At 57.0% G+C, this 24,918-nt stretch carries 22 protein-coding genes; 16 read left to right on the plus strand and 6 right to left on the minus strand.

What is annotated here, in order from left to right:
* Positions 1 to 12 precede the first annotated feature (12 nt).
* Complete coding sequence (locus tag FRD01_RS13435) at positions 13 to 630, plus strand: hypothetical protein (RefSeq protein WP_146960446.1); 618 nt, start codon at positions 13 to 15, stop codon at positions 628 to 630.
* Here FRD01_RS13435 and FRD01_RS13440 read toward each other — a convergent pair.
* Together FRD01_RS13440 and FRD01_RS13445 are read right to left on the minus strand one after the other, a co-directional pair.
* A complete protein-coding gene (locus tag FRD01_RS13440) occupies positions 627 to 2,015 on the minus strand; it encodes an NAD(P)(+) transhydrogenase (Re/Si-specific) subunit beta (protein ID WP_146960448.1) in 1,389 nt (462 codons plus the stop codon). The genes FRD01_RS13435 and FRD01_RS13440 overlap by 4 nt on opposite strands.
* Positions 2,008 to 3,579: a Re/Si-specific NAD(P)(+) transhydrogenase subunit alpha gene (locus FRD01_RS13445; RefSeq protein ID WP_146960450.1), complete on the minus strand. Its 1,572-nt coding sequence runs from the start codon at positions 3,577 to 3,579 to the stop codon at positions 2,008 to 2,010. Before FRD01_RS13445 ends, FRD01_RS13440 begins: the two co-directional genes overlap by 8 nt.
* Positions 3,580 to 3,674: 95 nt before the next feature.
* Between FRD01_RS13445 and FRD01_RS13450 the strand changes: the two genes are divergently transcribed.
* Genes FRD01_RS13450 through FRD01_RS13460 form a run of 3 tightly spaced genes read left to right on the plus strand, consistent with a single transcriptional unit; the run spans position 3,675 to position 6,879 of the window.
* On the plus strand, positions 3,675 to 4,949 hold the full coding sequence (locus FRD01_RS13450) for a sensor histidine kinase (protein ID WP_146960452.1): 1,275 nt from the start codon (positions 3,675 to 3,677) through the stop codon (positions 4,947 to 4,949).
* 54 nt (positions 4,950 to 5,003) lie between these two features.
* Positions 5,004 to 5,951 (plus strand): isopenicillin N synthase family dioxygenase, encoded by a 948-nt coding sequence (locus tag FRD01_RS13455; protein WP_146960454.1) that lies wholly within the window; start codon positions 5,004 to 5,006, stop codon positions 5,949 to 5,951.
* The gene (locus FRD01_RS13460; RefSeq protein WP_146960456.1) at positions 5,944 to 6,879 is read left to right on the plus strand and encodes a succinylglutamate desuccinylase/aspartoacylase family protein; all 936 of its coding nucleotides are present in this window, start codon (positions 5,944 to 5,946) and stop codon (positions 6,877 to 6,879) included. The genes FRD01_RS13455 and FRD01_RS13460 overlap by 8 nt, the downstream gene beginning before the upstream one ends.
* Before the next feature lie 3 nt (positions 6,880 to 6,882).
* Here the strand turns inward: FRD01_RS13460 and FRD01_RS13465 are convergent, their stop codons facing one another.
* Positions 6,883 to 7,356, minus strand: coding sequence for a hypothetical protein (locus FRD01_RS13465; RefSeq protein WP_146960458.1), 474 nt, complete (start codon positions 7,354 to 7,356; stop codon positions 6,883 to 6,885).
* 129 nt (positions 7,357 to 7,485) lie between these two features.
* Between FRD01_RS13465 and FRD01_RS13470 the strand changes: the two genes are divergently transcribed.
* From FRD01_RS13470 to FRD01_RS13480, 3 genes are all read left to right on the plus strand, one after another.
* Positions 7,486 to 8,928: a putative metal-binding motif-containing protein gene (locus tag FRD01_RS13470; protein ID WP_146960460.1), complete on the plus strand. Its 1,443-nt coding sequence runs from the start codon at positions 7,486 to 7,488 to the stop codon at positions 8,926 to 8,928.
* Positions 8,929 to 9,029: 101 nt separating this feature from the next.
* On the plus strand, positions 9,030 to 10,664 hold the full coding sequence (locus tag FRD01_RS13475) for an OmpA family protein (protein ID WP_146960462.1): 1,635 nt from the start codon (positions 9,030 to 9,032) through the stop codon (positions 10,662 to 10,664).
* Between the two features lie 68 nt (positions 10,665 to 10,732).
* Entirely contained in the window at positions 10,733 to 12,274 is a 1,542-nt protein-coding gene (locus tag FRD01_RS13480) for an amidohydrolase (protein WP_146960464.1), read from the plus strand.
* Here FRD01_RS13480 and FRD01_RS13485 read toward each other — a convergent pair.
* Positions 12,271 to 13,380: a tetratricopeptide repeat protein gene (locus tag FRD01_RS13485; RefSeq protein ID WP_146960466.1), complete on the minus strand. Its 1,110-nt coding sequence runs from the start codon at positions 13,378 to 13,380 to the stop codon at positions 12,271 to 12,273. The genes FRD01_RS13480 and FRD01_RS13485 overlap by 4 nt on opposite strands.
* 48 nt (positions 13,381 to 13,428) lie before the next feature.
* Here FRD01_RS13485 and FRD01_RS13490 point away from each other — a divergent pair, with 48 nt between their 5' ends.
* The 4 genes from FRD01_RS13490 (at position 13,429) to FRD01_RS13505 (ending at position 16,868) form a co-directional block, all read left to right on the plus strand.
* Entirely contained in the window at positions 13,429 to 14,151 is a 723-nt protein-coding gene (locus FRD01_RS13490; protein ID WP_146960468.1) for a hypothetical protein, read from the plus strand.
* Positions 14,152 to 14,292: 141 nt separating this feature from the next.
* Positions 14,293 to 15,114 (plus strand): PPK2 family polyphosphate kinase, encoded by an 822-nt coding sequence (locus FRD01_RS13495; RefSeq protein ID WP_146960469.1) that lies wholly within the window; start codon positions 14,293 to 14,295, stop codon positions 15,112 to 15,114.
* On the plus strand, positions 15,111 to 16,076 hold the full coding sequence (locus FRD01_RS13500) for a hypothetical protein (RefSeq protein ID WP_146960471.1): 966 nt from the start codon (positions 15,111 to 15,113) through the stop codon (positions 16,074 to 16,076). Before FRD01_RS13495 ends, FRD01_RS13500 begins: the two co-directional genes overlap by 4 nt.
* Before the next feature lie 87 nt (positions 16,077 to 16,163).
* On the plus strand, positions 16,164 to 16,868 hold the full coding sequence (locus FRD01_RS13505) for a sigma-70 family RNA polymerase sigma factor (RefSeq protein ID WP_146960473.1): 705 nt from the start codon (positions 16,164 to 16,166) through the stop codon (positions 16,866 to 16,868).
* A gap of 2 nt (positions 16,869 to 16,870) precedes the next feature.
* Here the strand turns inward: FRD01_RS13505 and FRD01_RS13510 are convergent, their stop codons facing one another.
* The gene (locus tag FRD01_RS13510; RefSeq protein ID WP_146960475.1) at positions 16,871 to 18,781 is read right to left on the minus strand and encodes an ABC-F family ATP-binding cassette domain-containing protein; all 1,911 of its coding nucleotides are present in this window, start codon (positions 18,779 to 18,781) and stop codon (positions 16,871 to 16,873) included.
* Positions 18,782 to 18,881: 100 nt separating this feature from the next.
* On the opposite strand from FRD01_RS13510, the gene FRD01_RS13515 reads away from it, so the two are divergent.
* Together FRD01_RS13515 and FRD01_RS13520 are read left to right on the plus strand one after the other, a co-directional pair.
* Entirely contained in the window at positions 18,882 to 19,949 is a 1,068-nt protein-coding gene (locus tag FRD01_RS13515; protein WP_146960477.1) for a HupE/UreJ family protein, read from the plus strand.
* Positions 19,950 to 19,969: 20 nt separating this feature from the next.
* Positions 19,970 to 20,836: a beta-keto acid cleavage family enzyme gene (locus tag FRD01_RS13520; protein ID WP_146960479.1), complete on the plus strand. Its 867-nt coding sequence runs from the start codon at positions 19,970 to 19,972 to the stop codon at positions 20,834 to 20,836.
* On the opposite strand, the gene FRD01_RS13525 is transcribed toward FRD01_RS13520, so the two are convergent.
* The gene (locus FRD01_RS13525; protein WP_249755613.1) at positions 20,833 to 22,212 is read right to left on the minus strand and encodes a serpin family protein; all 1,380 of its coding nucleotides are present in this window, start codon (positions 22,210 to 22,212) and stop codon (positions 20,833 to 20,835) included. The genes FRD01_RS13520 and FRD01_RS13525 overlap by 4 nt on opposite strands.
* 186 nt (positions 22,213 to 22,398) lie before the next feature.
* Between FRD01_RS13525 and FRD01_RS13530 the strand changes: the two genes are divergently transcribed.
* From FRD01_RS13530 to FRD01_RS13540, 3 genes are all read left to right on the plus strand, one after another.
* Positions 22,399 to 22,878 carry a CIA30 family protein gene (locus tag FRD01_RS13530; protein WP_249755614.1) on the plus strand — a complete coding sequence of 160 codons (480 nt, stop codon included), beginning with the start codon at positions 22,399 to 22,401 and terminating at the stop codon, positions 22,876 to 22,878.
* A gap of 56 nt (positions 22,879 to 22,934) precedes the next feature.
* Positions 22,935 to 24,395: an NCS1 family nucleobase:cation symporter-1 gene (locus FRD01_RS13535; protein WP_249755615.1), complete on the plus strand. Its 1,461-nt coding sequence runs from the start codon at positions 22,935 to 22,937 to the stop codon at positions 24,393 to 24,395.
* A 94-nt stretch (positions 24,396 to 24,489) separates the two neighbouring features.
* Positions 24,490 to 24,912 (plus strand): hypothetical protein, encoded by a 423-nt coding sequence (locus FRD01_RS13540; protein ID WP_146960486.1) that lies wholly within the window; start codon positions 24,490 to 24,492, stop codon positions 24,910 to 24,912.
* Positions 24,913 to 24,918: the final 6 nt, after the last annotated feature.

Genomic DNA, 24,918 nt, shown 5'->3' on the forward strand with positions numbered 1-24,918 from the left:
ATGGAGTTTGAAATGAAAAATGTTCTGATGATGATGGCAGCGACTTGTTTGGTGTTCTTTTCACAAGCGGCGAACGCACAAGAGGCCCAATTGAGCGCTCAGGAACAGGTGGCGGTTGCGCAGGAGAAGGCCGCTCAGATCAGTTTTGCACACGCGCAAAAGATGGCGGATCGTAAGGCGCGTGCGGGACGACCTGACCTTGATGTGACTAGCGACGGTCGAGTCACGAGCTTTGGCCGTGTTCTTGAGGGCGAGGAGCTCTACTACGCACTCGGGAGGCCAGACCTCGCTGAGGCCTACTCCGAGGCTCAGCGGGATGTCCAGGTTGGCAAGGGTCTGATCGTGGTCGGGAGTGCGGGTCTTGTCATCTCTACGATCATGATGACAGCTGAGCTTGGTAGTTTTGCAGCATCCTTCGCAACTCCTGCGGGAGCAGGTCGTGGTGCGGTACCCTCAGGGATTTCTTTTGTGGCAGGTATCGCGTCAGTGACCGCGCTCGCTGGAGGGTTCCATCTGAAGAACCAGACAGTCGACCCGTTGTCACCGAACGAGAAAATTGAGCTTCTGGAGAACCAGTTTGGCGAGGGAGCGGTCAACTCCCCGAAGTTTCAGGCCACGATGAAGTTCTAAAGGCTCTTGAGGATCTCGTCCACGGTGGCTCTGGCGTCACCAAAGCACATCGAGGTGTTTTCGCGGAAGAAGAGTGAGTTGCCAACTCCCGCATACCCCGCGGCCATCCCCCGTTTGAAGACGAAGACTTCGCCCGCATGCCAGACCTCGAGTTGGGGCATCCCGTAGATTGGGCTGTTTCGGTCGCTCAGGGCATCGGGGTTGACGATATCGTTCGCGCCGATCACCAAGACGACGTCGGTTTTTTCGAAGTCGTCGTTGATATCCTCCATTTCGAGCACGATTTCGTAGGGGATGTCGGCTTCGGCCAGAAGCACGTTCATATGTCCTGGCATGCGCCCGGCGACGGGGTGAATTCCGAAGAAGACCTGAACGCCGGAGTCGCGAAGCTGGCGTGTAATCTGGCTCACGCCGTGTTGGGCCTTGGCCACGGCCATGCCATATCCGGGTACGATCACCACCCGTTTTGCGGCCTTAAGTTTGGCCGCGACGTCGGCGGGAACCACCGCGCGTACTTCGCCCAACTCGCCGTCTGGTGCGGTGACGGTTTTTCCTTCGGAGGTGCCGAACCCGCCAAAGACCACGTTCCAGATGGAGCGGTTCATGGCGCGGCACATGATATAGCTGAGGATGGCGCCGGAGCTTCCGACGAGTGCACCTGTGACGATGAGCAGGTCGTTCGAGAGCATGAATCCCGCGGCTGCTGCGGCCCAGCCCGAGTACGAGTTTAGGAGGGAGACGACCACGGGCATGTCTGCGCCGCCGATGGCCATGACGAGGTGGATGCCGAGAACCGAGGCGATGGCGGTGTTGATGAGTAGGAAGTTCAGGCCCGTGTCGCCTGCCGTGGCGAACATCACGCCGAGCACGATGATGCCGGCGACCATGGCGATATTGATGGCGTGGCGTGCAGGGAGCAGGAGCGGGGCGCCACCCATTTTACCGGAGAGTTTCAGGTAGGCGATGATGGAGCCTGTGAAGGTGAGCGCACCAACTGCCACAGCGACGTAGACTTCGATGAGGAAGACCACGGTGTGGGCTGCCGCGTCTTGTCCGAGGTAGGTCGCAAAGCCCACGAGTGTGGCGGCGAGCCCGACGAAGCTGTGAAGGATGGCGACGAGCTCGGGCATCATGGTCATGGCCACGCGTCTCGCGGCGAACGCGCCCATCGCGCCGCCTACCGCAAGGGCAGCCAGCATCAGGCCGAGCGCGAGTGTTGGGTCGGCAAAAAACGTGGCTACGATGGCGAGTGTCATGCCGGCGATGCCCATCGCATTTCCGCGCCGCGCGCTTTCCTCGCGTGAGAGGCTCCCGAGGCTCATGATGAAGAGCACGGAGGCCACGAGATAGACCATCGTGAGGAGGTTGTCGGGTAGTTCAAACATGTTGACCTCCTTTGGTTGCTTTGTCCGAACGGAACATCGCGAGCATGCGTTGGGTTACGAGGAACCCACCGAAGACGTTGATGCTGGCCACCAGCGTGGCGAGTCCACCGAGCGCTAGGACGACTTGTGATGAGTCCGTTTTCATCTGCAGCAGTCCGCCTAGAATGATGATCCCGCTGATGGCGTTGGTGACGCTCATGAGTGGCGTGTGGAGCGAGGCTTTGACGTTCCAAATCACCTTCCAGCCCACGAAACACGCGAGCACAAAGATGGCCAGGTGTTGAATGAAATTAGATGGCGCTTTGAGCCCGATGACCACGGCGAGGGTTATGAGAATTAGGCTCGCGATGAAACCCGCGGGTGATTTCTTGGGCGCACTATCTAGCAGCGGGGCTGGGTCGACGGGTATCGGGGCGCGCTCGGCCGGTGGTGTGTGGGCCGGCGTTTCGAGCGGCGGAGGTGGCCACATCTTTTCGCCGTCTTGGAGCACGATCATCTGCCGGAAGATATCGTCTTCGAGGTCGATCTTAAACGCGTCGGCTTTGCCGAGAAGGCCGATGAGTTGGGCGATATTCCTGCTGAAGAAGTCCGAGGCGTGTGTGGGCATTCGGCTTGTGAGGTCCGTGTAGCCGATGATTTGTACGCCGTTGAACTCGACGATTTCATCGGCCTTGGTGAGCTCACAATTGCCGCCGGTTTCGGCCGCGAGGTCCACAACCACCGAGCCCTCACGCATGGCCTCTAGCATCTCTTGTTTGACGAGCGTGGGTGCGCGTCTTCCCGGGATAGCCGCGGTCGTAATGACGATATCGGTTTTTGGGGCGAGGTCCTTAAAGAGCTTCATCTCAGCGGCGATGAACTCGGGGCTCATGACTTTGGCGTAGCCGCCTGTGCCCTCTCCAGACTCCTCGAACTCCACGTTAAGCGCCTTGGCGCCGAGGGTTTCGATCTCCTCTTTGACGGCTTCGCGTGTGTCGAAGGCGCTGACCTGTGCTCCAAGATCACGTGCCGCGGCGATGGCCGCGAGTCCGGCGACGCCTGCGCCGATGACGAGCACGTTCGCCGGGTCGGACTTTCCTGCGGCCGTGAATTGAGCACCGAAGCATCTGCCATAGACTTGTGCTGCTTCGATCACGGCTCGGTAGCCGGAGATGGCGGCTTGTGAGCTGAGAACGTCCACGGCCTGCGCGCGCGAGATGCGCGGGATGGCGTCGAGGGCGAGCACGGTTGCCTTTTGAGCCGCGAGAGTCTCGATGAGCTCTGGGTTTTGTGCGGGCCAGAAGAGGCAGATGATGATTTGGCCTTCGCGGGCGTTCTGGGCCTCTTCGGTGCTCGGTGGGCGGACTTTGAGGACGATATCGGACTCGGTCCAGATTTCGCTCGAGCTCGGTACGATACGTGCCCCAGCCTCCTCATAGACCGAGTCTGGAAGACGGGCATCGCGGCCTGCATTGTGCTCGATGAGGACTTCGTAGCCCATCTTGACGTATTGCTTGACGGTATCGGGAACTGCGGCCACGCGCTTTTCGCGAGCGGCCGTCTCTTTTAAGACGCCGATCTTCACGGGAACTCCTTAATTACATTGTGGAGTTTTTGTACTGCTCTTGCGGCAACTTGTCTACGAGGGCTAGAGTTTGGTCCTCTGCTCTTAGGTCTTGAATGCAGGCATTTGAACTCATACTTCGGCTACTCGAGAAGGCTTCGGTGCTCCTGGCGGTGGCGCTGACACTTCTCATGGTCCGCCCGGCGCAAGTCTGGTTGCAGGAGACAGGCCGAGAGGCCTCCGTCCGCCGGCGTCTCTTTCTAGCCGCAGTGCTCAGTGTCGTCGCCATCTGGGGAGTCTTTCTCGGGATGTCGATCGATGGCCAGCGGTTCAACGTGCGCATGTTGGGCATCATCGTGGCGGGGTTTCTCGGTGGGCGAAAGGTCGGGTCCGTGGTGGGCCTCTTGGCGGGGCTCGTGTATGGCTGGCAAATTGGCATGCCGATGGCGTTCTACGCGTGTGCGGCGAGCATTCTGGTGGGCGCGTTGTCTGGGTGGTGGAGCCGTAAGTTTGGGACCGGCGTGTGGACCGTGGCGCTCGGCGCGACGCTTGTACAGCTGCTCTACCACTTTGGGATCGGTGCTGTGATGGTAGCCGTAGACCCTGAGCTTGCGCTCGTGGAGGCCTCAAACCATACGCTTCATATCGCAAAAATTGTGGCGAACACGGTGGGCGCCGTTGTGTTCATGGCGCTGCTCACCCTGGCCGGAGATCTGGAAAAGCTGAGGGAAGAAGCTCAATCGTCCAAAGAACAGGCGCATACGGCGAAGCTCGAAGCCCTGCAATATCAGGTGCAGCCACACTTTCTTTTCAATATCTTGAACACCCTCGCGTATCTGATTCGCACGAACCCCGCGCGCGCTCGGGAGTTGACCTTGGAGCTCTCGGATTTCCTTCGATACACGCTTGCCCGCGACAAAGAAGAGACGACGCTCGCCGACGAGGTCGAGCAGATCAAACGATATGTGGAGCTCGAGCGCGCCCGCTTTGGTGATGGGCTTAAGTTTGAGGTGGGGGCGTCGGTCAAGCAGTTCAAGCATCTGAGGGTGCCGCCTTTGATTCTGCAGCCCCTTGTGGAAAACGCGATCAAGCACGCATCACGCGGGGATGAGGTCTGCGTGGAGCTGCGGCTAAGCGAAACCGAGGACGGTCTTTTGGTAGAGGTTTTGGACGATGGCCCCGGGGTGCCGACGCCGGCTCAGATGGCGGAGCCGCGTGTCAGTGGGCTTGGACTCAAGAACGTGCAGGAGCGGCTACGTAGATTCTATGCGGGTGATCCCGAGCTTGAGCTCGTGGATCGAGAAGATGGGCAGGGCGCGGTGGCGCGTTTTGTGATCCCACTTGACCGCGGGTCGGGAGTTGAGGCAATTGCGCGCAGACTCTTGTCTTAATTGCAGAGTATGAGTAGTTTTCCGCGCAGAGTTTCCTCCACGTAGGCAGTATCGATGACCGAGCAAACGATTCCCGTAGTGAATTTGAGAGACTATACCCACGGTGGTGCCGAAGAGCGCGAAGCCTTTGTGCAGGCCCTCGGCAAGGCCCTTCAAGAGCTTGGCTTTGTGGCTGTGGACGGGCACGGCGTGCCTACGGATTTGATACACGAAAACTACCGTCTCTTTGAGTCGCTCTTTGGTCTCGATGACGAGTCGAAGCGCAAGTACGAACGCCCGGAGACCGGTCGCCAGCGCGGGTACACGTCGTTTGGCGTGGAGCACGCGAAAGGCCACGAGAAGGCGGACCTGAAGGAGTTTTGGCACGTCGGCCGTGAGCTCCCAGCCGGGCATCCTCTGGCGCGCCGCATGCCGCGAAACGAGTGGCCGAGTGAGATCGAGGACTTCCGAACCAAGACCATGGCGCTCTACACAGCCATGGATACGTGCGCACAGCACCTGCTTGAGGCGATTTCGGTCTACCTTGGCGAAGCGCCGAATGCGCTCCCGGACATGGCCAAAGACGGGAACAGCGTGCTTCGCGTGATTCACTACCCTGTGTGCGATGGATTCGATGACCCGGGTACGATGCGTGCCGCTGCTCATGAGGATATCAACCTGATCACGCTCCTGCCTGAAGCGACTCAGTCTGGGCTCGAGATTTTGACGCGCGATGGACAGTGGCTAGAGGTCCCGTCATTGCCAGGGCAAATGATCGTGGATACCGGAGACATGATGCGTCGGGTGACGAATGACGTCATTCCCGCGACCACGCACCGCGTGGTGAATCCGAAGGGTACGCCCACCGATCGCTACTCGATGCCCTTCTTTACGCACCCTCATCCGGACGCGAAGCTCAAGGTTCTGGCGTCGTGCCTCAAAGACGGCGAGGAGCCTCGGTATCCTGAGCAGACTGCGGACGAGTATCTGATGGAGCGGCTGCGGGAGAATAAGGTTGGCTGATTTCGAGATCGCCGGCCATGAGATACCGCCCGGGGTTCGGTCTGAGATTATGATCGATATCGGTAGACTTCCTGATTTTACGGAAGTCGATATGCGAGTGAAGGTGATCCGTGGCGTGGAAGATGGGCCGACTGTCTTCGTGACCGCATGTATTCATGGGGACGAGGTCAATGGGCTTGAAGTCGTGCGCAAGCTCGGTCGCGCGCTCAACCCGCAGGAGCTCGCCGGTACCGTGATTCTGGTGCCGATCGTCAACGTCTTCGGCTTCATACAAAAGTCGCGATATCTGCCGGACAGGCGAGATCTAAACCGGTCGTTTCCTGGGAGCACACGGGGGTCGATGGCTTCGCAGCTTGCGAACAAGGTGATCGAGCATGTGGTGTGTAAGTCCGACGTCGGGATTGACCTGCATACTGGACCCGAGGGGCGTTTTAACCTTCCGCAGGCCTGGGTGAACCACGAATGGCCCGAAGCCCGGGAGTTGGCTCAGGCCTTTGGGATGCCTTACACGCTCAAGGACTCGCCGCGCGACGGCTCGCTTAGAAAGGCTGCTCAGGGCCTCGGTGTGCCCGTGGTGCTCTTTGAGGGCGGCGAGGGCCTGCGATTTGAGAAGCCGGCCATTCAGCAGGCCTTTGAGGGCGTGCTACGCGTACTTGGCGCCAAAGGCATGATCGAAAAGATGCCCGAGACGGAGACGATTTGGGTCGAAAATACGCGTTGGGTCAGGGCACGCCGCGCGGGTGTGCTTCGTCCCAAGGTGCGTAGCGGTGATCAGGTGGAGGAGTCCATGAGCCTTGGGTCGGTGGGCGATCCGTTTGGTTCCAAGCTCTTCAAGATCAGTGCCCCCAAGTCCGGCGTGGTGCTCTCTCACGCGACTTCACCGCTGGTGAACAAGGGCGACGCCATCTTCAGGATCGGAACCCTCTAACACTCATTCTCTCTTGGTCAGACGTGACATTTCTGGAATGCATGTGGAGGAGGATCTAGGACAGGTGATCGTGAGTTCATTCATGGATGAGTTTGATGGCCTAACCTCAATCAGCTCGCCAGCAACTAAAATCGCCAGGTCATCGCCAGACGTGGTCAGTTTTTCAAGACGAGAAACGCCTTCGGGGCCGAGTTTAATGCGATACCTCATAGTGCTGCGCGTCGGGTATCTAGATATACGCAGGAAGTAGAACTCATTGACTGCGTCGGGTTGGGAGAGCAGGTGCCAGCGACCATCGGGCCCCTGACGCATGTCTCGCTCTTGGGCATCGGGCATCGCTTGGATAAGTTCGTCCTTGGCAGACGCCGATGCTTCAATCCGCATGACTCCGGTTTCCATGGGTACCAGAGCATCAAGGGCATGCGCTGATGAAGTCAGCAAGGCAAGGACTGCAAGAATTGGGTAAAAGAGTTTCATATTTATCTCCAAAGGACAGGTAGCCAGAACGTGTGGGGTTGGACTTTGGATTTAAGAAAAGTGTGCCTCTTGATTGGTTAGCTCGATTTTTGTAAGTTCCGGCGCCAATTTCGATGTAACGGGTGTTGTATGCTCAAATACGTTCTTATCTTATCTCTAATCCTCAGCGCGTGCGGGTCCGACGACCCGACCGAAGAAGAGGGTATGCCCAATGAAACCGAGGATTTGAGAGATACGACGCCTCCGCCAGAGATGCCTCCGGTAGATGAGAACGAGCCTGAGCCAGAACCCGAGCCTGAGCCGGAACCCGAGCCTGAGCCGGAACCCGAGCCTGAGCCGGAACCTGAACCGTGTGAGTGTACGGTGGGCTTTACGCAATGCCAGGGAGACCTTGAGCAGATGTGCGAGCCTGATCCCTCAAGCACTGACGAGACGTGTGGAAAGTGGGGCACAGCCATGGAGTGCGCATCGCCGCAACAGGTCTGTATTCTGACCATGTGCGCTACGCCCGACGGTTGCGTGGATGAGGACGGTGACGGATACGGCAATGGCTGTGATCCTGGGCCGGATTGCGATGATGCGGATGCCACCGTTTACCCTGGGGCGCCGGAGCTCTGTGACGGTAAAGACAATGCATGTACCGGTGTAGTGGATGGCGGTTTGGACGTTGGGGAGTCCTGTTCGGTGGGAGTTGGAGCCTGTGAAGTCACCGGAGCCTTTATCTGTGATGCTTCGAGTGCGATCGTCTGTGATGCCGTGGCTGCCGCGCCGGGCGTCGAGATTTGCGACGGAATCGACAACGATTGTGACGGCGAGACGGATGAGGACGACGTGTGCGGCTCGTCTTTCTGCGACCTGGATTTTAACGAGCCGAATGACTCCGTTGCTACGGCAACGCTGTTGGGCGCGGGTTCGATGACGGTCGGGATTAGTTGTGACGCCGATGTAGACTATTTTGCTCTCGATGTGACGCCAAACCGGGCGTATCGGTTGAATCTCCCCTACTACGACACCCTTGGGGATGTGGATGTGGAGGTCTTGGCGAACGGCACGACCCCGGTTGGGACTGGCGCTACCTTCGGGAGCGGGCTTCGGGTATCGTTCACGGCACAGGCAGGAAGCACTTATGTTGCGCGTGTGAGCAACGTTTCCGCTACGGACACCTACTACCAGATATCGCTCGTCGAAGAGCTCTCGTCCTGCCAAAACGAGGATATCTTTGCGCCGAATCAATCGCGTTCGACCGCTTCGTTGTTGCTCCCGGAGTGGTACATCGACGGCGGGGTGTGCGCCAACACAAGCGATTGGTACAATCTTGGGTCCCTGGAAGTCGGGGATGGCGTGGACGTCTACCTCGATATGGCGGCACCAATCGTGGGCGATCTGGACCTATACCTCTGGAACGATCCAGACGGAGATGGGAACTTTACCATCGCGGGCTCATCGCTACGTCCGGAGGGTGTAGACGAGGATCTCTATCACGTGGTTTCCGTGGCGGGTCCTTACTATATTCAGGTTACGGGTTATCTCGGTGACCCCGGCCCGTACCTGCTCGAGTACTACCTCGACTGACGCATAAGTTGCACAAATAGGCGCACTGAGTTTCTGCTTTGATTTAGCGGCCTGACGTCGTAAAAGAGGCGCCATAAATTGATTTCTCGCCTGGAGAGAACATGGTTAGAATTTTTGGATCATTTCTGGTGTGCCTCGCAGCCGCCCTATTGGCCTCACCTGTAGTTGCTCAGGAAACAGAAGCTCCCGCTGAAGAAGCGCCGGAATCGGAAGAGAGCCTGACTGAGGATACCGAAGAGACAGAGGATGAGGACGAGGAAGAAGACGAGGTTCGTGAGAGCGCTGACGGCTCCTATGAGTGGAAACCCTCATGGGGTGTAGGTCTCGAGGTCGGCTTCTGGTTCATGGAGATGGAGCGTTGGAACGCCCAACTCATTGAGCCTAATGGAGAAACACCGTTCGACCAAACTGGCCTATGGCATTTCGACCTCTTCGTTGAGGCGTCGCTTTTGGAGAACACGCGTATCTCGCTTTTCGGTGGCTTTCAGACGCCGTTTGGTGACAACCCGAGCCTCTCGGCTTGGTACGTGGGTCTTGAGCCAGCGTTCGCGTTCCGACGGGATATGTGGGAAGTCGCGTTGGGTGTCGGTGTTGGATTCGGCGCTGTGAGCAACGAGTATCAGAGCGGCAACAGCCTCGACGCAAGCCTTGTCCTGATGCGGCCCTTCCTTGAAGTTCGTCGCTACCTCACAGACTGGATGGGCGTGTACGGCCGTTTTGGATTCAACCAATGGCTTATCAGCGATCCTGAGCTCGACGGCCTGCTCTTCACTGTTGCCGGTGACGAGTCCAGCGTAGGAGTCAATCCTGACAACCTGAACGAGGGTGGTCCATTCCTCGCACTTGGTGTGCGTTTTGGCTCATACCCAGAGCATGTGCGTGAGATCGGGGATACCGATGGCGACGGCCTCTTGGATGACATCGACGAGTGTCCTGAGGATCCAGAAGATTTCGACAACTTCGAAGATACCGACGGTTGCCCTGATTTGGACAACGATAACGACGGGATTCTCGACGTTGACGACAAGTGCCCAGATGTGGCTGGCATTGCTGAGCTCGGAGGATGTCCTGCTGAGGACACCGACGGTGATGGCATCTCGAACCACCTCGACAAATGTCCAGACGTGGCGGGTGTGGCTGAACTTGAGGGCTGCCCGATTCTCGACGGCGACAACGACGGAATTCCTGACCACAAGGACAAATGTCCTGAGAAGGCGGGAGTGCCTGAGAAAGAAGGCTGTCCATACGATCGCGTTCAGGTCACCATGGCCAAGATCGAGATTTTGGATAAGGTCTTTTTCGACCTCGACAAGGCCACGATCAAGGAAGAGTCGTTCAGCCTCCTCGACGAAGTTGCATCAACGATTAACGCCTACCCACGCATCAAGTTGATCGAGGTGCAAGGGCACACTGACCATGCGGGTAGAGCGGCGTACAACAAGGATCTCTCAGCACGCCGTGCACAATCGGTCGTGGACTACTTGATCTCCAAGGGCGTTCAGACCGACCGGCTCGTCTCGAAGGGTTATGGAATGGAGCAACCCCTGGTTCCGCTGCCAGAGAATGGCAAGGAGACGCCTGAGGGAGCGGAGAAGAACCGTCGCGTGGAGTTCGTGATCCTCGAGCAAGAGGAAGTCACCAAAGAGGTGCCTGAGAACGAATTGCCAGCAGAAGAGAAGATCGAGAACGTTGAGCCAGTTGAAGGCGAGCCTACGGAAGGCGAGTCCGCTGAGTGATGGTTGGTTACTTCTGAGTTCTAAATGAGCCTCCACGCCAGCGTGGGGGCTTTCTTTTTGGAAAATGTATGAAGACACTTTTTGAGCATGAGACGATCTACGTAGACCCAAATGGAACGCGTACGGACGCGCTCCTGGTGGAGGCCGGTCGCATTCTGGCGATCGGCGAGGAGGCCCGCAGTGCAGCTACGGACGAGCGAGTGGTGCTCGAGGGAGCCTGTTTGGTCCCGGGTCTGACCGACGCGCACATACATCTCTGGGGCCTTGGGCAACGCTCACTTGGTAGTCCAATTGTGGAGCTGCGTGGAGCGTCGGGGCCCGAGGAGTTGCTGCAGAGGCTGCGTGGTGCAGCCTTATGGGATGGGTGGGTCTTCGGTATGGGCTGGGACGAGAACCTCTGGGGGGATAGCCGACTTAGCCTGAGCCAACTTGATGAGGCCTTCCCCAATGTCCCGGTGTGTTTGAGGCGAATCGACGGTCATGCGTTTTGGGTGAACTCGCTCGCGCTGCGCCTGGCGGGCATTGACGAAACTACACAGATGCCGGGCGGCGAGTGCGTGAAAGTGGGTGGGCTTCTCACAGGGTTGCTCGTGGATAAGGCGATGGAACCGGTGTCCGCGATACTGCCTACGGTTCCGGAGAGTGAGGATGAGGCTGTCTATAGGGAGAGCGTTTCCCGACTGCGAAGCTTTGGTATTACGGGGGCTCATAAGGCGTGGATGCCCGCCAACCGCATGGGCATGTTGGAGCGATTGAAGGCGCAAGGGGAGTTGGGGATACGTCTCTATCTCTTCCTAGATGGCATGGATCCGGATTTACACGAGGTCTTTGATAGCGGTCCCTATGGTGACGTGGACCTTGGCGTGGGTTGTGTGAAGTTCTTCGCGGACGGTGCGATGGGGTCGCGTGGTGCGCGTCTTTTTGAGCCGTACCGGGATTCTGGTCGTGGAGTTTGGGTCCATGGACCTGAGCTTCTCAACGAGCGCATTCCGTGGTTGGCGGAGCGAGGCTGGCAGGTGGCGGTTCATGCGATCGGGGATGAGGCGGCGTCTGCGGTATTGGACGCGTATGCCCTTGTGCCGAACGATGTGCGGAGGGCTGCCAGATTGAGACTCGAACACGCTCAGATGATGCGTGATGCGGATATTGAGCGAATGAGGGAGCTCGGCGTGGTTCCCAGTGTGCAGTTCATTCATATGCGTTCTGACGCCGCCTGGCTTGAACAGGTGCTTTCCGCGCCTCAGCTCTTGGAGCTTTTTCGTTGGAGAGATCTCGCTGAGGCAGGGACATTGGCTGGCGGCTCGGATTTCCCGATCGAGGATCCCAACCCATGGCACGCGATTTCGTGTGCGATGACACGAAGGGACGCAAAGGGCCGAGTGTTTCACGTGGAACACGCGTTGAGCTTCAAAGAAGCTTTTGCTTCCTACACAACCGGCGCCGCGTGGGCACGGCATCAAGAGAAGTCACTCGGCAAGCTTGAACCCGGATTTTTCGCTGACTTTGCGATCTTGGACAGAGATCCATTTAGCTCTAGTGCGGAGGAGATTTGGGAAATGAATTGTCTAGGTGTCGCGCTCGGTGGTGACCTTGATCTCTTTGCCTCCTAAATGAGCATCCGAGCGCTCGCCAGGGAATCCGAGTCCACATGGAGTAGGTATGCCAGGAGCCAACGCTCCATCTCGTGGCGCTGCGCTCGGCTGATAAGCTGATAGACGGACGCCGGTAGGACCTCGAACTTTAGGGATGATTGCAGCAACCTCACGGCTGCACGTATCTGGTCCTCCTCTACGCCATAGACCTCCCAAGCCTTCGGCTCAGGGTGCGGCATCCAGAATAGCTTGCGGGTGCTCCACTCGATGGCCGCAGCCAGATTCAGGGACCCGAGATGGAGGTCGAGGTCATACTCCTGGGATTGCGCCCATAGCCTTTGGGCCATGCCCAAGAGTTCCGTAGCCCTCGGTTCAACAGATAGTCGGGCGATGAGCGTATGAAGCCCCTGAGGATGATTAAGCCGCGAGAGACCAAACTCGCCCTCTATCACCTCCAAATCCACAACATGTAATCCCTTTTGTAGGTGGCGGGTCGCGTCCTCAATGCGAGCGGTTGCGCCTTCTACGTCGAGGGCTCCCTGCAGCTCGGGGGTGTTGTCTGTGGAGTACTTGGAAAGCGCGGATTTGAGGATATCGATCAGGGTGTCTCGTGTTTGAATCGCCGCGATCCAATCACCTTCTGCCTCGTAGATGCGGCTCAGAGTTTCGAGTAAATGTGGGTGGGTCGGGAACTGTTCGAGCGCGCCTAGTGTCACTCTTAAGGAGGCCTCCGGTTCATTCATAATGAGGAGTGAGCGCGCTACGAGCGGGAGGGACTGAATCGCCTGGTCGGCCTCGGATTGGTCTAGATAGTGAAGCGCCCAGTAGAGGCTTCGAGGGTCTGCGTACTCAATGCAGAGTGAGGCCAGTGCCTGCAGGGTTTTCGGCTTGTTCGGGGAGGCGGAATGAGCGGCCTCCAAGTGTTGGAGTGCCTGGGTTCGTTGCCCTGCTCGGTGGTCTAAAACGGCGAGTCGCATGTGCGCGTGTTCCCGCACAGCGGGGTCTTGTGTGGCCTCGAGTGCTCGGGTGTAGTAGCTTCGGGCCTCATCGCGGCGTTGGTCAAAGAGGTCGTCAGCCTTTTCCAGAAGCCAGGGAATTGTTTCAATCAGCTGTGGTTCTTTCATGGTACGTGGATGCTAAGATGGCATCATCCTCCCGGAGTATTTTAGAGAATGAACCGTTTGCGCGCCAATCTTGTTCCTGCTTTTCTTCTGCTCTGGCTCATCGGTGCAGTGGTGGGAGTAATGTTCATGTGGTGGGAGGAGCCAATGCACTTTGCGCCGGTGGATCCGACCGGAGTTGGTGACCGTAGGCCGGGGCAAGAGACGCCTTCTGATGCCGAGTCAGGTGTTAAGCAGGTTGTGCCTTCGGAGCGGCAACCTTCTGTCTGGCTGAAAGCGCGCCCTGATGCAAGTGACCTTGGTTCGGTGGCTGCAGAGTCGGAGGTTGTGAATTCTGGTCGAGAGGAAGTTGAGCAGTTGTCGGACCCACGTAGTGTTCCACGTGAAACATGGAACAACCCGATCAACCAGAAAGTGCTCGGTAAGAAGGCCTGGATGGGTGAACTTAGGCCCGAAGAGGAAGCCAAGATCGAAGAAGTTTTCAACACCCCGATGCCCTCTAAACCAGCTGGAATCGAGCCCCGGGCCACTTCAATTCAAGCATTCAAAAGCCACGCTGAACGCTGCTACGAGCGATTTCCGACCATTGGCCGAGTAGTGGTGATCTGGAGGATTCGTGGGGACGGAACACGGGTCGTGATGGACAATCTACACTTTGGTCCGGTGGTGGATGTAGACCCTCAGACTCAGGAATGTTTGCTTGGATTTCAGACCGGACCCATTGCTTCAGACGAAGTCTTTGAGCGTTGGGTAGAGTATCCGCTCCTATTCTAGCTCAATGCGGTACGAGACGTGTCGTACCGCAAAAGCAGGCTTCGAGAAAATTCAGGCAAAGTGTGTTTGTCAGCTTGACGATTGCATCGCATACTTCGCCCGTCTTTAACATCCAAGATTTGCACAAAAGTGGAGAACCCTATGCCCTATCCTGAGTGGCTTCAGGCCCCAAAAAAGGTGGACCTGTCCAAAATCAGCACCCGCGGCGAGAAAGACCCCAACGGAAAGAAGATTTCACGTGAAAAGGCTGAGGCCAAACACGCCGAGAATATTGCAGCACTCGAGGAACTACAGTTCAAGCTCAGTGCCGAATCCAAACATAAGATTCTGATCGTCTTTCAGGCCATGGATACGGCTGGAAAAGATGGGGCGATCCGTAAGGTCTTTGGTCCACTCAATCCCCAGGGCGTTCGAGTTCATTCGTTCAAGAAGCCAACCGAAAAAGAGCTTTCCCACGACTACCTCTGGAGGGTGCATCAACACACCCCTGAGACCGGACACATTCAAATCTTCAACCGCTCCCATTACGAGGATGTTCTGGTGGTGCGAGTACACAATCTGGTCCCAGAGGAGCAGTGGAAGAAGCGCTACGAACATATCCGCAACTTCGAAAAATTGCTCGCCGACGAGGGCACCATGATCATGAAGTTCATGCTTCATATCTCGCCTGAGGAGCAGAAGGAGCGTCTGGAGAAGCGCCTTCAGGATCCTGAGCGCGTCTGGAAATTTCGCAAGGGCGACCTCGACGAGCGCAAGCTCTGGGCGAAGTATCAGGAGGCATATGAAGTAGCGATCGAGGAGACCCATAAGGACCACGCGCCGTGGTACATCATCCCAGCCGATAAGAAGTGGTATCGAAACTATGTGCTCTCGACGATCATGCGGGAACATCTGGAGAGGCTTGACTTGAAATGGCCGCTGGCGGAAGAGGGTCTAGACGAAGTGGTAGTTGAGGACCTATGAGCACGCCCGTGTATCTGATGAGCCCGCCCAGGCGGGATTGGACCATCCGAGGAAAGTCCAACAAGAATTCTCAACGTGCGGCGGCGCCGAATCCGTGGCGCGCGCGCGAGGAGTGGTCACAGCTCGCGGACGCGATTGTGGCTGCGGGCGGTGAGGTCTTGGTGATTCCTCCGCACCCGACGCAAAATCTGACCGGGATGCCCTACGTGGCTGAAGCCGGCGAGTACTTCCGGGACCGCGAGGGGCGTCAGAGCTTCATCTTGCCGACCATGAAGTCGGAGCATCGGCGAGAAGAGGCGAGCTGGATAGGCGGGTTTATGGCTGGCCTGGGCTTTAGGACGCTGCGTGTGCCTATGGTCTGGGAGGCGCAAGGCGACGCGATCCGCGCGACGGAGGGCTCGAAGATCATTCACACCTTTGGTAGCGGCAGGTTTGGCCGTACGGGTATTCGCGCCTACTCGGCGGTGGCTCATCTCTTGAGTGAGAAGCACATTCAGATTCATTTCCACGCCGACCCATGGTTTCACGGGAATACCTTCTTGAACGTCTATCAGGCGCCGGCGATGCCACCGCGTTTGAATGAAGACACGAACCGTATTCGGGAGGCCGTTTTGGTGTGTCCGCAGGCACTCTTGCCCGGCGAGCTGAATCGACTTGAGGCGTTTCTTCCGCACGCGAGCTTCGCTCTGATCAACGCACGCGAGTCGGCTGGCTACGATACCAACAGTCTCCAGGTCAACGACACGGTAATCGCGCCCACCACGGTGTCTGAGACGGCGCAGGAGGTCTTTCGCAGCCTTGGCCTTAGGCTTGAGCGGCTAGACCTCGGCGAGCTCTTTGCAAAGGGTGGTGGCGCCCCTGTGTGTCTGACCAATCGATTGTGGGGGCTCGATGCCGAGTCCCTCCCTGATCGTGTGAAATGGTCGAAGAACGCGGCCATTGAGGACCACACTGACGTATAGTTGCAAAGAAGAGGAAAATTTCTGCTTGACCTGAAAAATCAGTTGGTTAAGCTCAAGACTTCTCAAAGAAGTTCCCCAAAGGGGGGTATGTTGTCGCTGAAACCTGAACAAACAGCCGTAACCGACCCAAACGCGCTCAGCGATGATGAGCTGCTTTCCCAGTATGATGGGATCGTAAATCGCATCGTTTTTAAGATCCTGAAGAAGCTAGGTACAGATGTGCCTGTTGAGGACTTGAAGGGGTATGCCTACCAGGGTCTCTTAGACGCACGGCAAAAGTTTGATGCCACGGGCCGAGTTAGCTTTGGGACCTATGCCTACTATCGGATTTATGGGTCGGTGCTTGATGGAATCAGGGAGCAAGGCTGGTTGACGCGCAATCATGTGCGTCGGCTTCAGCGACTGAATGCAGCCAATGAAAAGTTGCGGGAGCAGGCTGAGATCGATGCGCATTCGCCGCGGGCGACGACCTCTGAGGAAGCGTACGATCGTGTGGGTGAAATGGTCTCCGAGATCGGGATGATCGTCTATTTGACGGACCAAGACACGGACGAGTTGTCCACTGAACCGAAACAGGAAGACCGTCTGCTTAAAGAGCAGAGCACACACGTTCTAAAAGAAGCGATGGGGACTTTGACTGATTTGGAGCGTGAGATCGTACGTCGGCACTACTATGAAAACACGCCGATGAAAGAGATTGCAGACGATTATGACCGTTCAAAGTCCTGGGTATCGCGGATTCATACGCAAGCATTGAAGAAGCTCGCGCAGTTCTTTGAGGAGCATAGGTAGCCTCAAACGAACTCGCCGAGTTCCAGCCAGCGCAATTCAGCGTTTTCGAGCTCGTTGACGAGCGCAGCACGCTCGGCCGTAAGCTCCTGCAACTTCTCAAAATCGGCCGAATGTTCAACCAGAGCCTGGTCAATTTTTGGGAGCAACCCTTCGATCTCGGCCATCCGTGCCTCGAGGGTTTCGTACTCGCGCTGCTCCTTAAACGAGAGTTTCCGTTGCGGCTTGGGCTCTGGCTTAGGGGCGGGCTTCTCGGCAACCGGGGCAGGCTTAGCAGGAGCGTTCTTCTCGGCTCGTTCGGCTTTTTCGAGCTTTTCCTGTTCCGTCTTCCACTCCGCGTACGCCGAGTAGTTACCTGGGAATTCGTTGATCTCACCGCTCGTCTCAACCAGGAGCAAGTGTTCGCATGTACGGTCGAGGAAATAGCGGTCGTGGCTGACTACGACGAGCACGCCCTTAAACCCGTCGAGGAAGTCTTCGAGTACGGTCAGGGTATCAATATCGAGGTCGTTTGTCGGCTCATCGAGGAAGATCACGTTTGGATTTCTGATGAGTGTGCGGAGCAGATAAAGTCGGCGCTTCTCGCCACCGGAGAGAGTCTTGATGTAGACGTGTTGCCGGCCGCGGTCGAACCCGAATTTCTCCAACATTTGAGTGGCTGTAAGCACACCCTCTGAGGTCTCAATACGGTTCGAGAGATCGACGATGTATTCGTGAACTCTCTTGGTTTCATCGAGGTCGTTCGCGTTTTGGTCATAGTAGCCGAGGTTGACTGTTAGCCCGACATCAACCTCTCCGCTGTCTGGAGTTAGACGGCCAGCAAGGAGATTGAGAAGCGTAGACTTTCCGGCGCCGTTTGGGCCCACCAGGCCAACGCGCTCACCTTTTATAAAGGCGTACGAGAAGTCGTCGACGATCGTACGGCCATCGAAGCTCTTCGTAACGTGGTCCGCCTCGATGATCTTATTGCCAAGCCTTGAGCCGACGAGTGCGATCTCCTCCACATTAGGTTTCTGAGCGCGCTGTGGCTTGATCTGAAGGGCTTCGGCACGGTCAATGCGTGCTCGAGCTTTGGTTGTACGAGCTTTAGGGCCGCGGCGGAGCCATTCGAGCTCCTTCTTTGCGAGCTGTTTACGCTTCTGTTCGGCGATCTCGGCTAACTCCTCACGATGGGCGCGTTTTTCCAGGAATTGCGAATAATTGCCGGTGTGTCGAAAGACGTCGCCGCCTTCGATTTCGAGCACCACATTCACGACGCGGTCGAGGAAATAGCGGTCGTGCGTGATGAGCAGGAGTGCGCGGCTGCGCGTGGCGAGGTAGCCCTCGAGCCATTGCACGGTGTCGATATCGAGGTGGTTGGTGGGCTCGTCCAAAATCAAAAGGTCCGAAGGGCGAAGCAATGCTTGAGCAAGCGCCACACGCTTGAGCTGCCCGCCGGACATCGTCCCCACCTTCTGGTGTGGGTCTTCAATCCCAAGGCGATTGAGCATGTTTCGGGCGTCATTTTCGAGTGTCCAGCCGTCGAGCGCATCCATCCGAGAGCCGAGCTCCGCCATGACGTCCGTGAGCGCCTCGTCGTAGGGATTAGTCTCAAGGTCATGACAGGCCTTCTCGTAGGCGCGCACCACCTCGAAGACCTCATCACCGTGCGCAAGGACCTCTTCGATTGCGGAGTTCTCGCCGTTGAGTTTCGGGTCTTGCGAAAGCATCACGATCTGCGAGTTGTTGGATCGCACGATCCGACCGTCGTCGGGCGGCTCCACACCCATCAACATCTTGACGAGCGTGCTTTTTCCGGCGCCGTTGCGGCCGATGATGCCGATTCGGTCGGTATCTTCGATGCCGAAGGTGATCGACTTGAAGATGGTGGTCGGTCCGTAGGTCTTTTGCAGATTTTCAACGCTCAGGATGTTCATGTTTCCTCTTTGGAAGTCCCTGCTCTCTCCTCCTTGTCTCGACGTTGGTCAAGTGTAAAGGAGCCTGCTAAACCTTCATGCATCTCATGCGGAGATCCAAATGCGCGCCATCACCATATTTCTCACCCTATTCTTCTGGTCTTTTGGAGTGTTTGGACATCAGACCGGCGAGAGTACCTATCTCGCGCACGTCAAACCGGACCAGCAGGTGGTGGACGTTCTGGTCTCCTTTCCTGGCCGGGATGCCGCGCACCACCTAGAGCTTGACGAGAACCAAGACGAGGTCATTTCACCACAAGAAATGCTCGTCGGCTTCGATCGACTCAACCGATACGTGGCGAGTCATCTGATGGTCTCCAATGACGGCCAGCCTTGTCAGGTTGTTGAGACGCGGCAGAGCCCCGTGGCGGAAAGCCCGGACGCCTATTGGTTGATGCAAAGCTACACTTGCGAGGCCGCGCTCAACGAGATCGAACTCAAGAACTCGGTGCTCCTCGAATCCCGCGGCTCCTACACCCATATGGGGCGAGTACAGATCGGCGAGAGGATCGACGCGACGGTCTTCAACACCCAGTTTCCAACCTACAGCTTCAGTCTTGGAGCCCCGCCAACCCTCACCGAACTGATCCCTCGTTACCTCTGGGAAGGCGTTGTGCACATCGTTCTTGGACCGGACCACGTGCTCTTTGTGGTGTTGCTGGTGCTCCTTGTACTGGGCGTAAGAAGGCTTTTGGTCGTGGTGACTTCGTTTACCCTTGCCCATAGCGTGACGCTCATCCTTGCGGCGCTTGAGATCGTGGATATCTCGGCGTCTATTGTTGAGCCCCTGATCGCGATTTCTATCGGCTATATGGCGCTGGAAGCCATCTTCAGAAAAGAGCCGCCGAAGTATCTGGCGGCCTATACCTTTGCGTTTGGGCTGATTCACGGCTTCGGGTTCTCTTACGTGCTTCGAGATAACGTCGGTCTTCCGACGGATGCACTGGTGCCGGCGCTGGCCTCGTTCAACATAGGCGTTGAGCTCGGCCAAGTTGCCATCATCCTGTGTCTTTACCCTCTGCGAAAGTGGGCGGCCGGGAAGCCCTGGGAGACCAAGGCGGTCCGCGTAGTCGCTGGCCTTTCGCTGGTGCTCGCCGTATTCTGGTTGATTCAACGAGTGTTCTTTTGAGTATAGAGCTTGGAGTTTCTATGAGTGATTTGGCGATTTTGACCTGTGCGCTGAATGGCGTGCTGACCGACCCTGCACAACACCCGGTTCCTTATACACCGGAAGATATGGCGTCCTCGGCGCGCGATGCCTACAACGCCGGCGCATCCGTGATTCACTTACACATCCGAGAACAGGAGATGGGCCGCTTCCCGTCATGGGATCCGGACCTCGCCGCCCTATGTGTGGACGCGATTCGAGAGGCTTGTCCGGGCATTCTGATCAACCTCACCACAGGCGTGGTTGGCCCCGATATCAGTGGTCCGGTCGGGTGTTTGGAACGCGTCAAACCCGAGATAGCGGCGATGAATTCGGGTTCCTTGAACTACCTGAAGATTCGGCGAGACGGCTCTTGGGCATGGCCACCTATGCTTTTTGATAATCCGGTGGAGAAGGTTTCGAAGTACCTCGACGTCATGCACGCCCACAACATCATTCCCGAATGTGAGTGCTTCGATACCGGGATTCTGCGCTCGATCGCGATGTTTGAGGCGAACAGCCTTTTGAAAGGCCCTTACACGGTTTCGCTAGTTCAGGGCGTTTCTAGTGGCATGCCGGCACGTACAGACCTTTTGCCCATTTTGGTGGATGAACTCGGGCCTGGAAAGCACTGGCAGTCAATCGTGATTGGGCGCGACGAGGTCTGGGAAATTCACCGAAAGACAGCTGAGCTCGGCGGCCATTTGCGATGCGGCGTGGAAGATACCTTCTATCTGGAAGATGGCTCCAAAGTAGACGGCAACGGGCCGCTGATCGCGGCTCTCGCAAAAGTCGCGGAAGACGCTGGCCGCAAGGTCGCAAGCCCGGATGAAGCTCGCGAGCTCCTGCGCCCAAGGACAAGTGCTTAGCGGGGATCAGCCAGACGGCCGAGGAAGAGAATTGCGTTCGTTTCGACATCACGAATCAGGAAGAGGAACGGACGATTCAAGTCCAACTCAACATCGGCGACCGGCACGCTCGTGTCCACAATGACCACGGCGGTTGCGGCCGCGGCTTCGGTGCCCTTCTCGTTCACATCGATAATCGCCTTATGGATGACGTCCCCGATGGCCAGGTTCAGGTCAGGCGTCATGCCCGAGAAATCGGCGTTTGCCGAGAAGGCCTCGGTCATTCCTAGGGTTTGAAGGGTTTCGGCCAGCCCAAGCGGAGTCTCGAACTTGAACTTCGGCATCGAGAGGTCAACGGTCTTGGTCTGCAACGCACCGAAGGCATCTGAAAGCTCGGTGGCCGTCAAACCCGACTCGAGGTCCTGCACGCTCATATTCTTAGGTAGAAGCGCCACAAAGCTCACTTCCTGGCCATCGTAGGGAAGCTCCACCATATGGTAGTCTGCGCGCTCCACATGTCCGAAGGACTCCATCTGGCTCATGGTTGGAACGCTGACCTCAGTGCCGTCACCGAGCGTGAATGTGGCGTCCGGCGAATCTTCCGGGAACACGACTCTCCACGAGGCGTTGAAGTAGATTGCGTTCGTCAGAACCGCCACAGTATCCGGCGTGATGGAGTTCGGGGCGAGCAAGTCTTGGATCATATCTTCGGTTTGGTCCGCCACCCACTCGTTGATGATGATGCGCGAGCCGTCGGCATCGGCCGGGAAGTTCAGAAGGTTCACGCCGGCCCCGTAGTATTGGCCGAGCACATCGAGGAAGGCCGGCTCAAACGTGGTGCCGGTTCGCAACCAGAGCGCGTTATTGATGTTGAGTTTAAAGGGCGTGCCGTCCGAGGCACTCGCCCCCTGTCCACGCGATTCAAGTTCAAGCGCAAGTGCGTTGAACGCGGGATGCAGGTCTGTCTGCGGCAAGGTGTAATGCATGGTTGATGCAATTGCCGTCTCGGTGGCGTTTCGAGCTCCGGCATGTGTCATGCCAAGAGCCGTCGAAATACTATGCGGGGAGAAGACGAGGTTTCCGGCCTCTGCTGGGCCAACTTCCTTCAAGAGGTCGAGAGCAAACTCGGTGTTTCCGTCCACCAGCTGCTCGAGATGCCCTGCGGGTAGGTTCGGACTGGTGACGCGTGAAAGCTCCGAGCGCGCCGTCTCAAACTCGGGGGCTACGGTGTTGTTCGAACCGTTATTCGACCCATTATTGGTCGTCGTTTGATTATTAGTCTGAATCGTCTGGTTGTTCGTGCCGTTGGTATTATTCGGGGTGTCTGGCGTCTGACTGTCCGAATCACCGCATGCAGCAAGGCTTAGGGCGAGTAGTAGAGGAAGGTAGGGTTTCATTGGAGCTCCGTTAAAAATGAGTAAACCATCATTGGAGCCAATATACAGCATCATCCATGCCATCCCCTCACATCAAGGTTTTATGCGGGGAAAGTGAACTCTTTACCAGCCCGACTGTCGAAATTCTGATGGTTCTCAATCAGTTTTCTGATGTATCTTGAGTTCGGAACCGAAACGGACAACCACGTGGATCAATTGCGTGTCAACATAGATATCTCCAACTGGCAGACGGTTGACGATGTGGTCATGGGCGGGAGATCGCGTAGCAATATCGTTGAAGCGGACGGTGTACTTCGTTTTGAAGGTGAAGTCTCGCTGGAGAATAACGGTGGGTTCTGCTCCGCTCGAAATGCAGGGCTCTGGGACCTTGGGGGCGCGACCGGGCTGGTGTGGACCATGCGCGGGTCATCAAGAGATTTTGAAGCTACCTTACGAACGGCGGAGATTCCCGAGAGCACGAGCTTTCGGTGTGCGTTTAGGCCAGAGGCCGACTGGCAAGACTTTGACTTCAAGTTCGACGACTTTCGGCTCTTTCGTCGTGGCCAACTGGTCTCCGAAGTCGAGCGCCCGGATCCCTCCCAATTGGTGTCCTTCGGCTTCCTCTTGGCCGACGCCTCGCCCGGCCCATTTTGGCTGGAGCTAGAGCGCATACTTGCCAATACCTAAGCGGTCGACAAGGGGTAGCTCCTAGGTGTAGGGTGTCGTCTTTAAAGGAGATTATTGTGCTTCAGAACCCCGATCCGTCGCTTCTGAATGACGATATTGCGCCCACGCCGGAAGGCGGGCGCGTATGGTCTGTTCATCATATGGCATCGTTGTGGATTGGTATGGTGGTTTGTGTGCCCACCTACCTCTTGGCCGGAGGCCTCGTGGAGGCCGGCATGAACTGGTGGCAAGCCGTGCTCACGGTGTGCCTCGGGAATGCCATCGTGCTGATTCCGATGATTCTAAACGGCCATCCCGGCACCAAGTACGGCATCCCATTTCCGGTGCTCGCGAGGGCTAGTTTTGGAATTCTTGGGGCAAACGTGGCGTCGGTGATGCGCGGGCTTGTGGCGTGCGGTTGGTTCGGCATCAACACCTGGATTGGTGGCGCGGCTATCTACCAGCTCCTGCTCGCGCTCATGGGGCCCGAAACAGGCGGCGAGGCATTGCCGCTGCTCGGGATCAACGCGCTCGAACTCATCTGCTTCCTCGTCTTCTGGACGGTACAGGCGGTGATTATCTGGAGAGGCATCGAGTCCATCAAAGTGCTCGAGACTATCGCGGCGCCCTTCCTCGTGATCATGGGTCTTCTGCTCATGGGTTGGGCGTGGAATAAGGCCGACGGCTTTGGGCCCATGTTCTCTGCGCCTTCGCAATTCATTGAGGGAGGTCCGAAAGAAGGCCAGTTCTGGTCGGTATTCTTTCCATCTCTGACGGCGATGGTGGGTTTCTGGGCGACCCTCTCGCTCAACATTCCCGACTTCACGCGCTATGCGAAATCACAGCGCGACCAGATTTTGGGTCAGGCGATTGGGCTTCCTACGTTCATGACGCTCTTTGCGTTCATCAGCGTGGCCGTGACGTCGGCGACCATCGTGATTTACGGAGAGCCTATTTCGGACCCTGTGGCGCTGCTCGGGCGCATGGGTGGCGGCATCAGCATTATCCTGGCGCTCATCGCCCTCACGGTAGCGACCTTGTCCACCAATATTGCGGCGAACGTCGTCTCTCCAGCAAACGCCATCATCAACCTCGCCCCGCAGAAATTCGATTTCCGCGTGGGCGGAATGATCACGGCGGGGCTTGGTATCGCGATGTTCCCTTGGAAGATTCTGGAGTCCGCCGGAAGCTATATCTTCACCTGGTTGGTGGGTTATTCAGCGCTACTCGGGGCGATTGGTGGAATCCTCATCATCGACTACTTCTTGATTCGGAAGACTGAGCTGAACTTAGACGCTCTTTACCATCGTAGCGGCGAATATTGGTACAAATCGGGGTATAACCCGGTGGCCATGGTAGCTCTCTTTGCCGGCATCATTCCTAACGTTCCGGGCTTTTTGGTACAGGCAGGGTTTCTTGGGGCGGACACGGTCCCCTTGTTCTTCCAGACGCTCTACACCTACGCGTGGTTCGTGGGCTTTGGTGTTGCGGGCGCGGTGCATTTTGCAGGTACCAAACTTATGTCCAAACCAGATTGATGTCCGCCGCTCGAATTTCTGGCTTTTTTTTTAGGACTTAGAGATTAAGGTGACCCAACTGACGCGGACGGAACCCGCGTCGACAGGAGGAAAAATGAAAAAGTATGTGTTGATCCTTATCGCGACTTTGGGACTTAGTTGCGCCACCACCGAAGATACAACCACCGAGGATGTGACTCCAGAGGCAACTCAGCAGGCCCCGGTTCAGCAACCGGCCGCGGCTCAGGTCCTCTTTGAGATGCAAGTTCATGACGGAGATAAGGTTGTGTCGAACCCCAAGATCAAGACGGTCGAGGGCCACCCGATGAGTATGTCCGTAAACTACAATGGGACCGAAAACACGAACTTTGATTATACTTGGAGTCTTGAAGAAAACCTGGTCAAGCTCGGGGTCGCAATCAAGGGACCTCAAGGCGAAGAGAGCTTTCAAGAGTTGAGATTCGCGCTCGGTGAGGCCACAAAGTTTGAGACTCCAGATGGCCGCTACACGGTGAGTATTACCGCGAACAGCCTCTAGTACTCA

The sequence above is a fragment of the Microvenator marinus genome (genome assembly GCF_007993755.1).
Taxonomy (GTDB): domain Bacteria; phylum Myxococcota_A; class Bradymonadia; order Bradymonadales; family Bradymonadaceae; genus Allomicrovenator; species Allomicrovenator marinus.

Bases quoted from the DNA above. Each gene is read 5' to 3' on its own strand.
- FRD01_RS13515 (WP_146960477.1), top strand. From the start codon at position 18,882: ATGCGCGCCATCACCATATTTCTCACCCTATTCTTCTGGTCTTTTGGA.
- FRD01_RS13490 (WP_146960468.1), top strand. From the start codon at position 13,429: ATGAACCGTTTGCGCGCCAATCTTGTTCCTGCTTTTCTTCTGCTCTGG.
- FRD01_RS13505 (WP_146960473.1), top strand. From the start codon at position 16,164: ATGTTGTCGCTGAAACCTGAACAAACAGCCGTAACCGACCCAAACGCG.
- FRD01_RS13485 (WP_146960466.1), bottom strand. From the start codon at position 13,380: ATGAAAGAACCACAGCTGATTGAAACAATTCCCTGGCTTCTGGAAAAG.
- FRD01_RS13525 (WP_249755613.1), bottom strand. From the start codon at position 22,212: ATGAAACCCTACCTTCCTCTACTACTCGCCCTAAGCCTTGCTGCATGC.
- FRD01_RS13510 (WP_146960475.1), bottom strand. From the start codon at position 18,781: ATGAACATCCTGAGCGTTGAAAATCTGCAAAAGACCTACGGACCGACC.
- FRD01_RS13475 (WP_146960462.1), top strand. From the start codon at position 9,030: ATGGTTAGAATTTTTGGATCATTTCTGGTGTGCCTCGCAGCCGCCCTA.
- FRD01_RS13480 (WP_146960464.1), top strand. From the start codon at position 10,733: ATGAAGACACTTTTTGAGCATGAGACGATCTACGTAGACCCAAATGGA.
- FRD01_RS13455 (WP_146960454.1), top strand. From the start codon at position 5,004: ATGACCGAGCAAACGATTCCCGTAGTGAATTTGAGAGACTATACCCAC.
- FRD01_RS13435 (WP_146960446.1), top strand. From the start codon at position 13: ATGAAAAATGTTCTGATGATGATGGCAGCGACTTGTTTGGTGTTCTTT.
- FRD01_RS13540 (WP_146960486.1), top strand. From the start codon at position 24,490: ATGAAAAAGTATGTGTTGATCCTTATCGCGACTTTGGGACTTAGTTGC.
- FRD01_RS13495 (WP_146960469.1), top strand. From the start codon at position 14,293: ATGCCCTATCCTGAGTGGCTTCAGGCCCCAAAAAAGGTGGACCTGTCC.
- FRD01_RS13500 (WP_146960471.1), top strand. From the start codon at position 15,111: ATGAGCACGCCCGTGTATCTGATGAGCCCGCCCAGGCGGGATTGGACC.
- FRD01_RS13470 (WP_146960460.1), top strand. From the start codon at position 7,486: ATGCTCAAATACGTTCTTATCTTATCTCTAATCCTCAGCGCGTGCGGG.
- FRD01_RS13450 (WP_146960452.1), top strand. From the start codon at position 3,675: ATGCAGGCATTTGAACTCATACTTCGGCTACTCGAGAAGGCTTCGGTG.
- FRD01_RS13520 (WP_146960479.1), top strand. From the start codon at position 19,970: ATGAGTGATTTGGCGATTTTGACCTGTGCGCTGAATGGCGTGCTGACC.
- FRD01_RS13465 (WP_146960458.1), bottom strand. From the start codon at position 7,356: ATGAAACTCTTTTACCCAATTCTTGCAGTCCTTGCCTTGCTGACTTCA.
- FRD01_RS13440 (WP_146960448.1), bottom strand. From the start codon at position 2,015: ATGTTTGAACTACCCGACAACCTCCTCACGATGGTCTATCTCGTGGCC.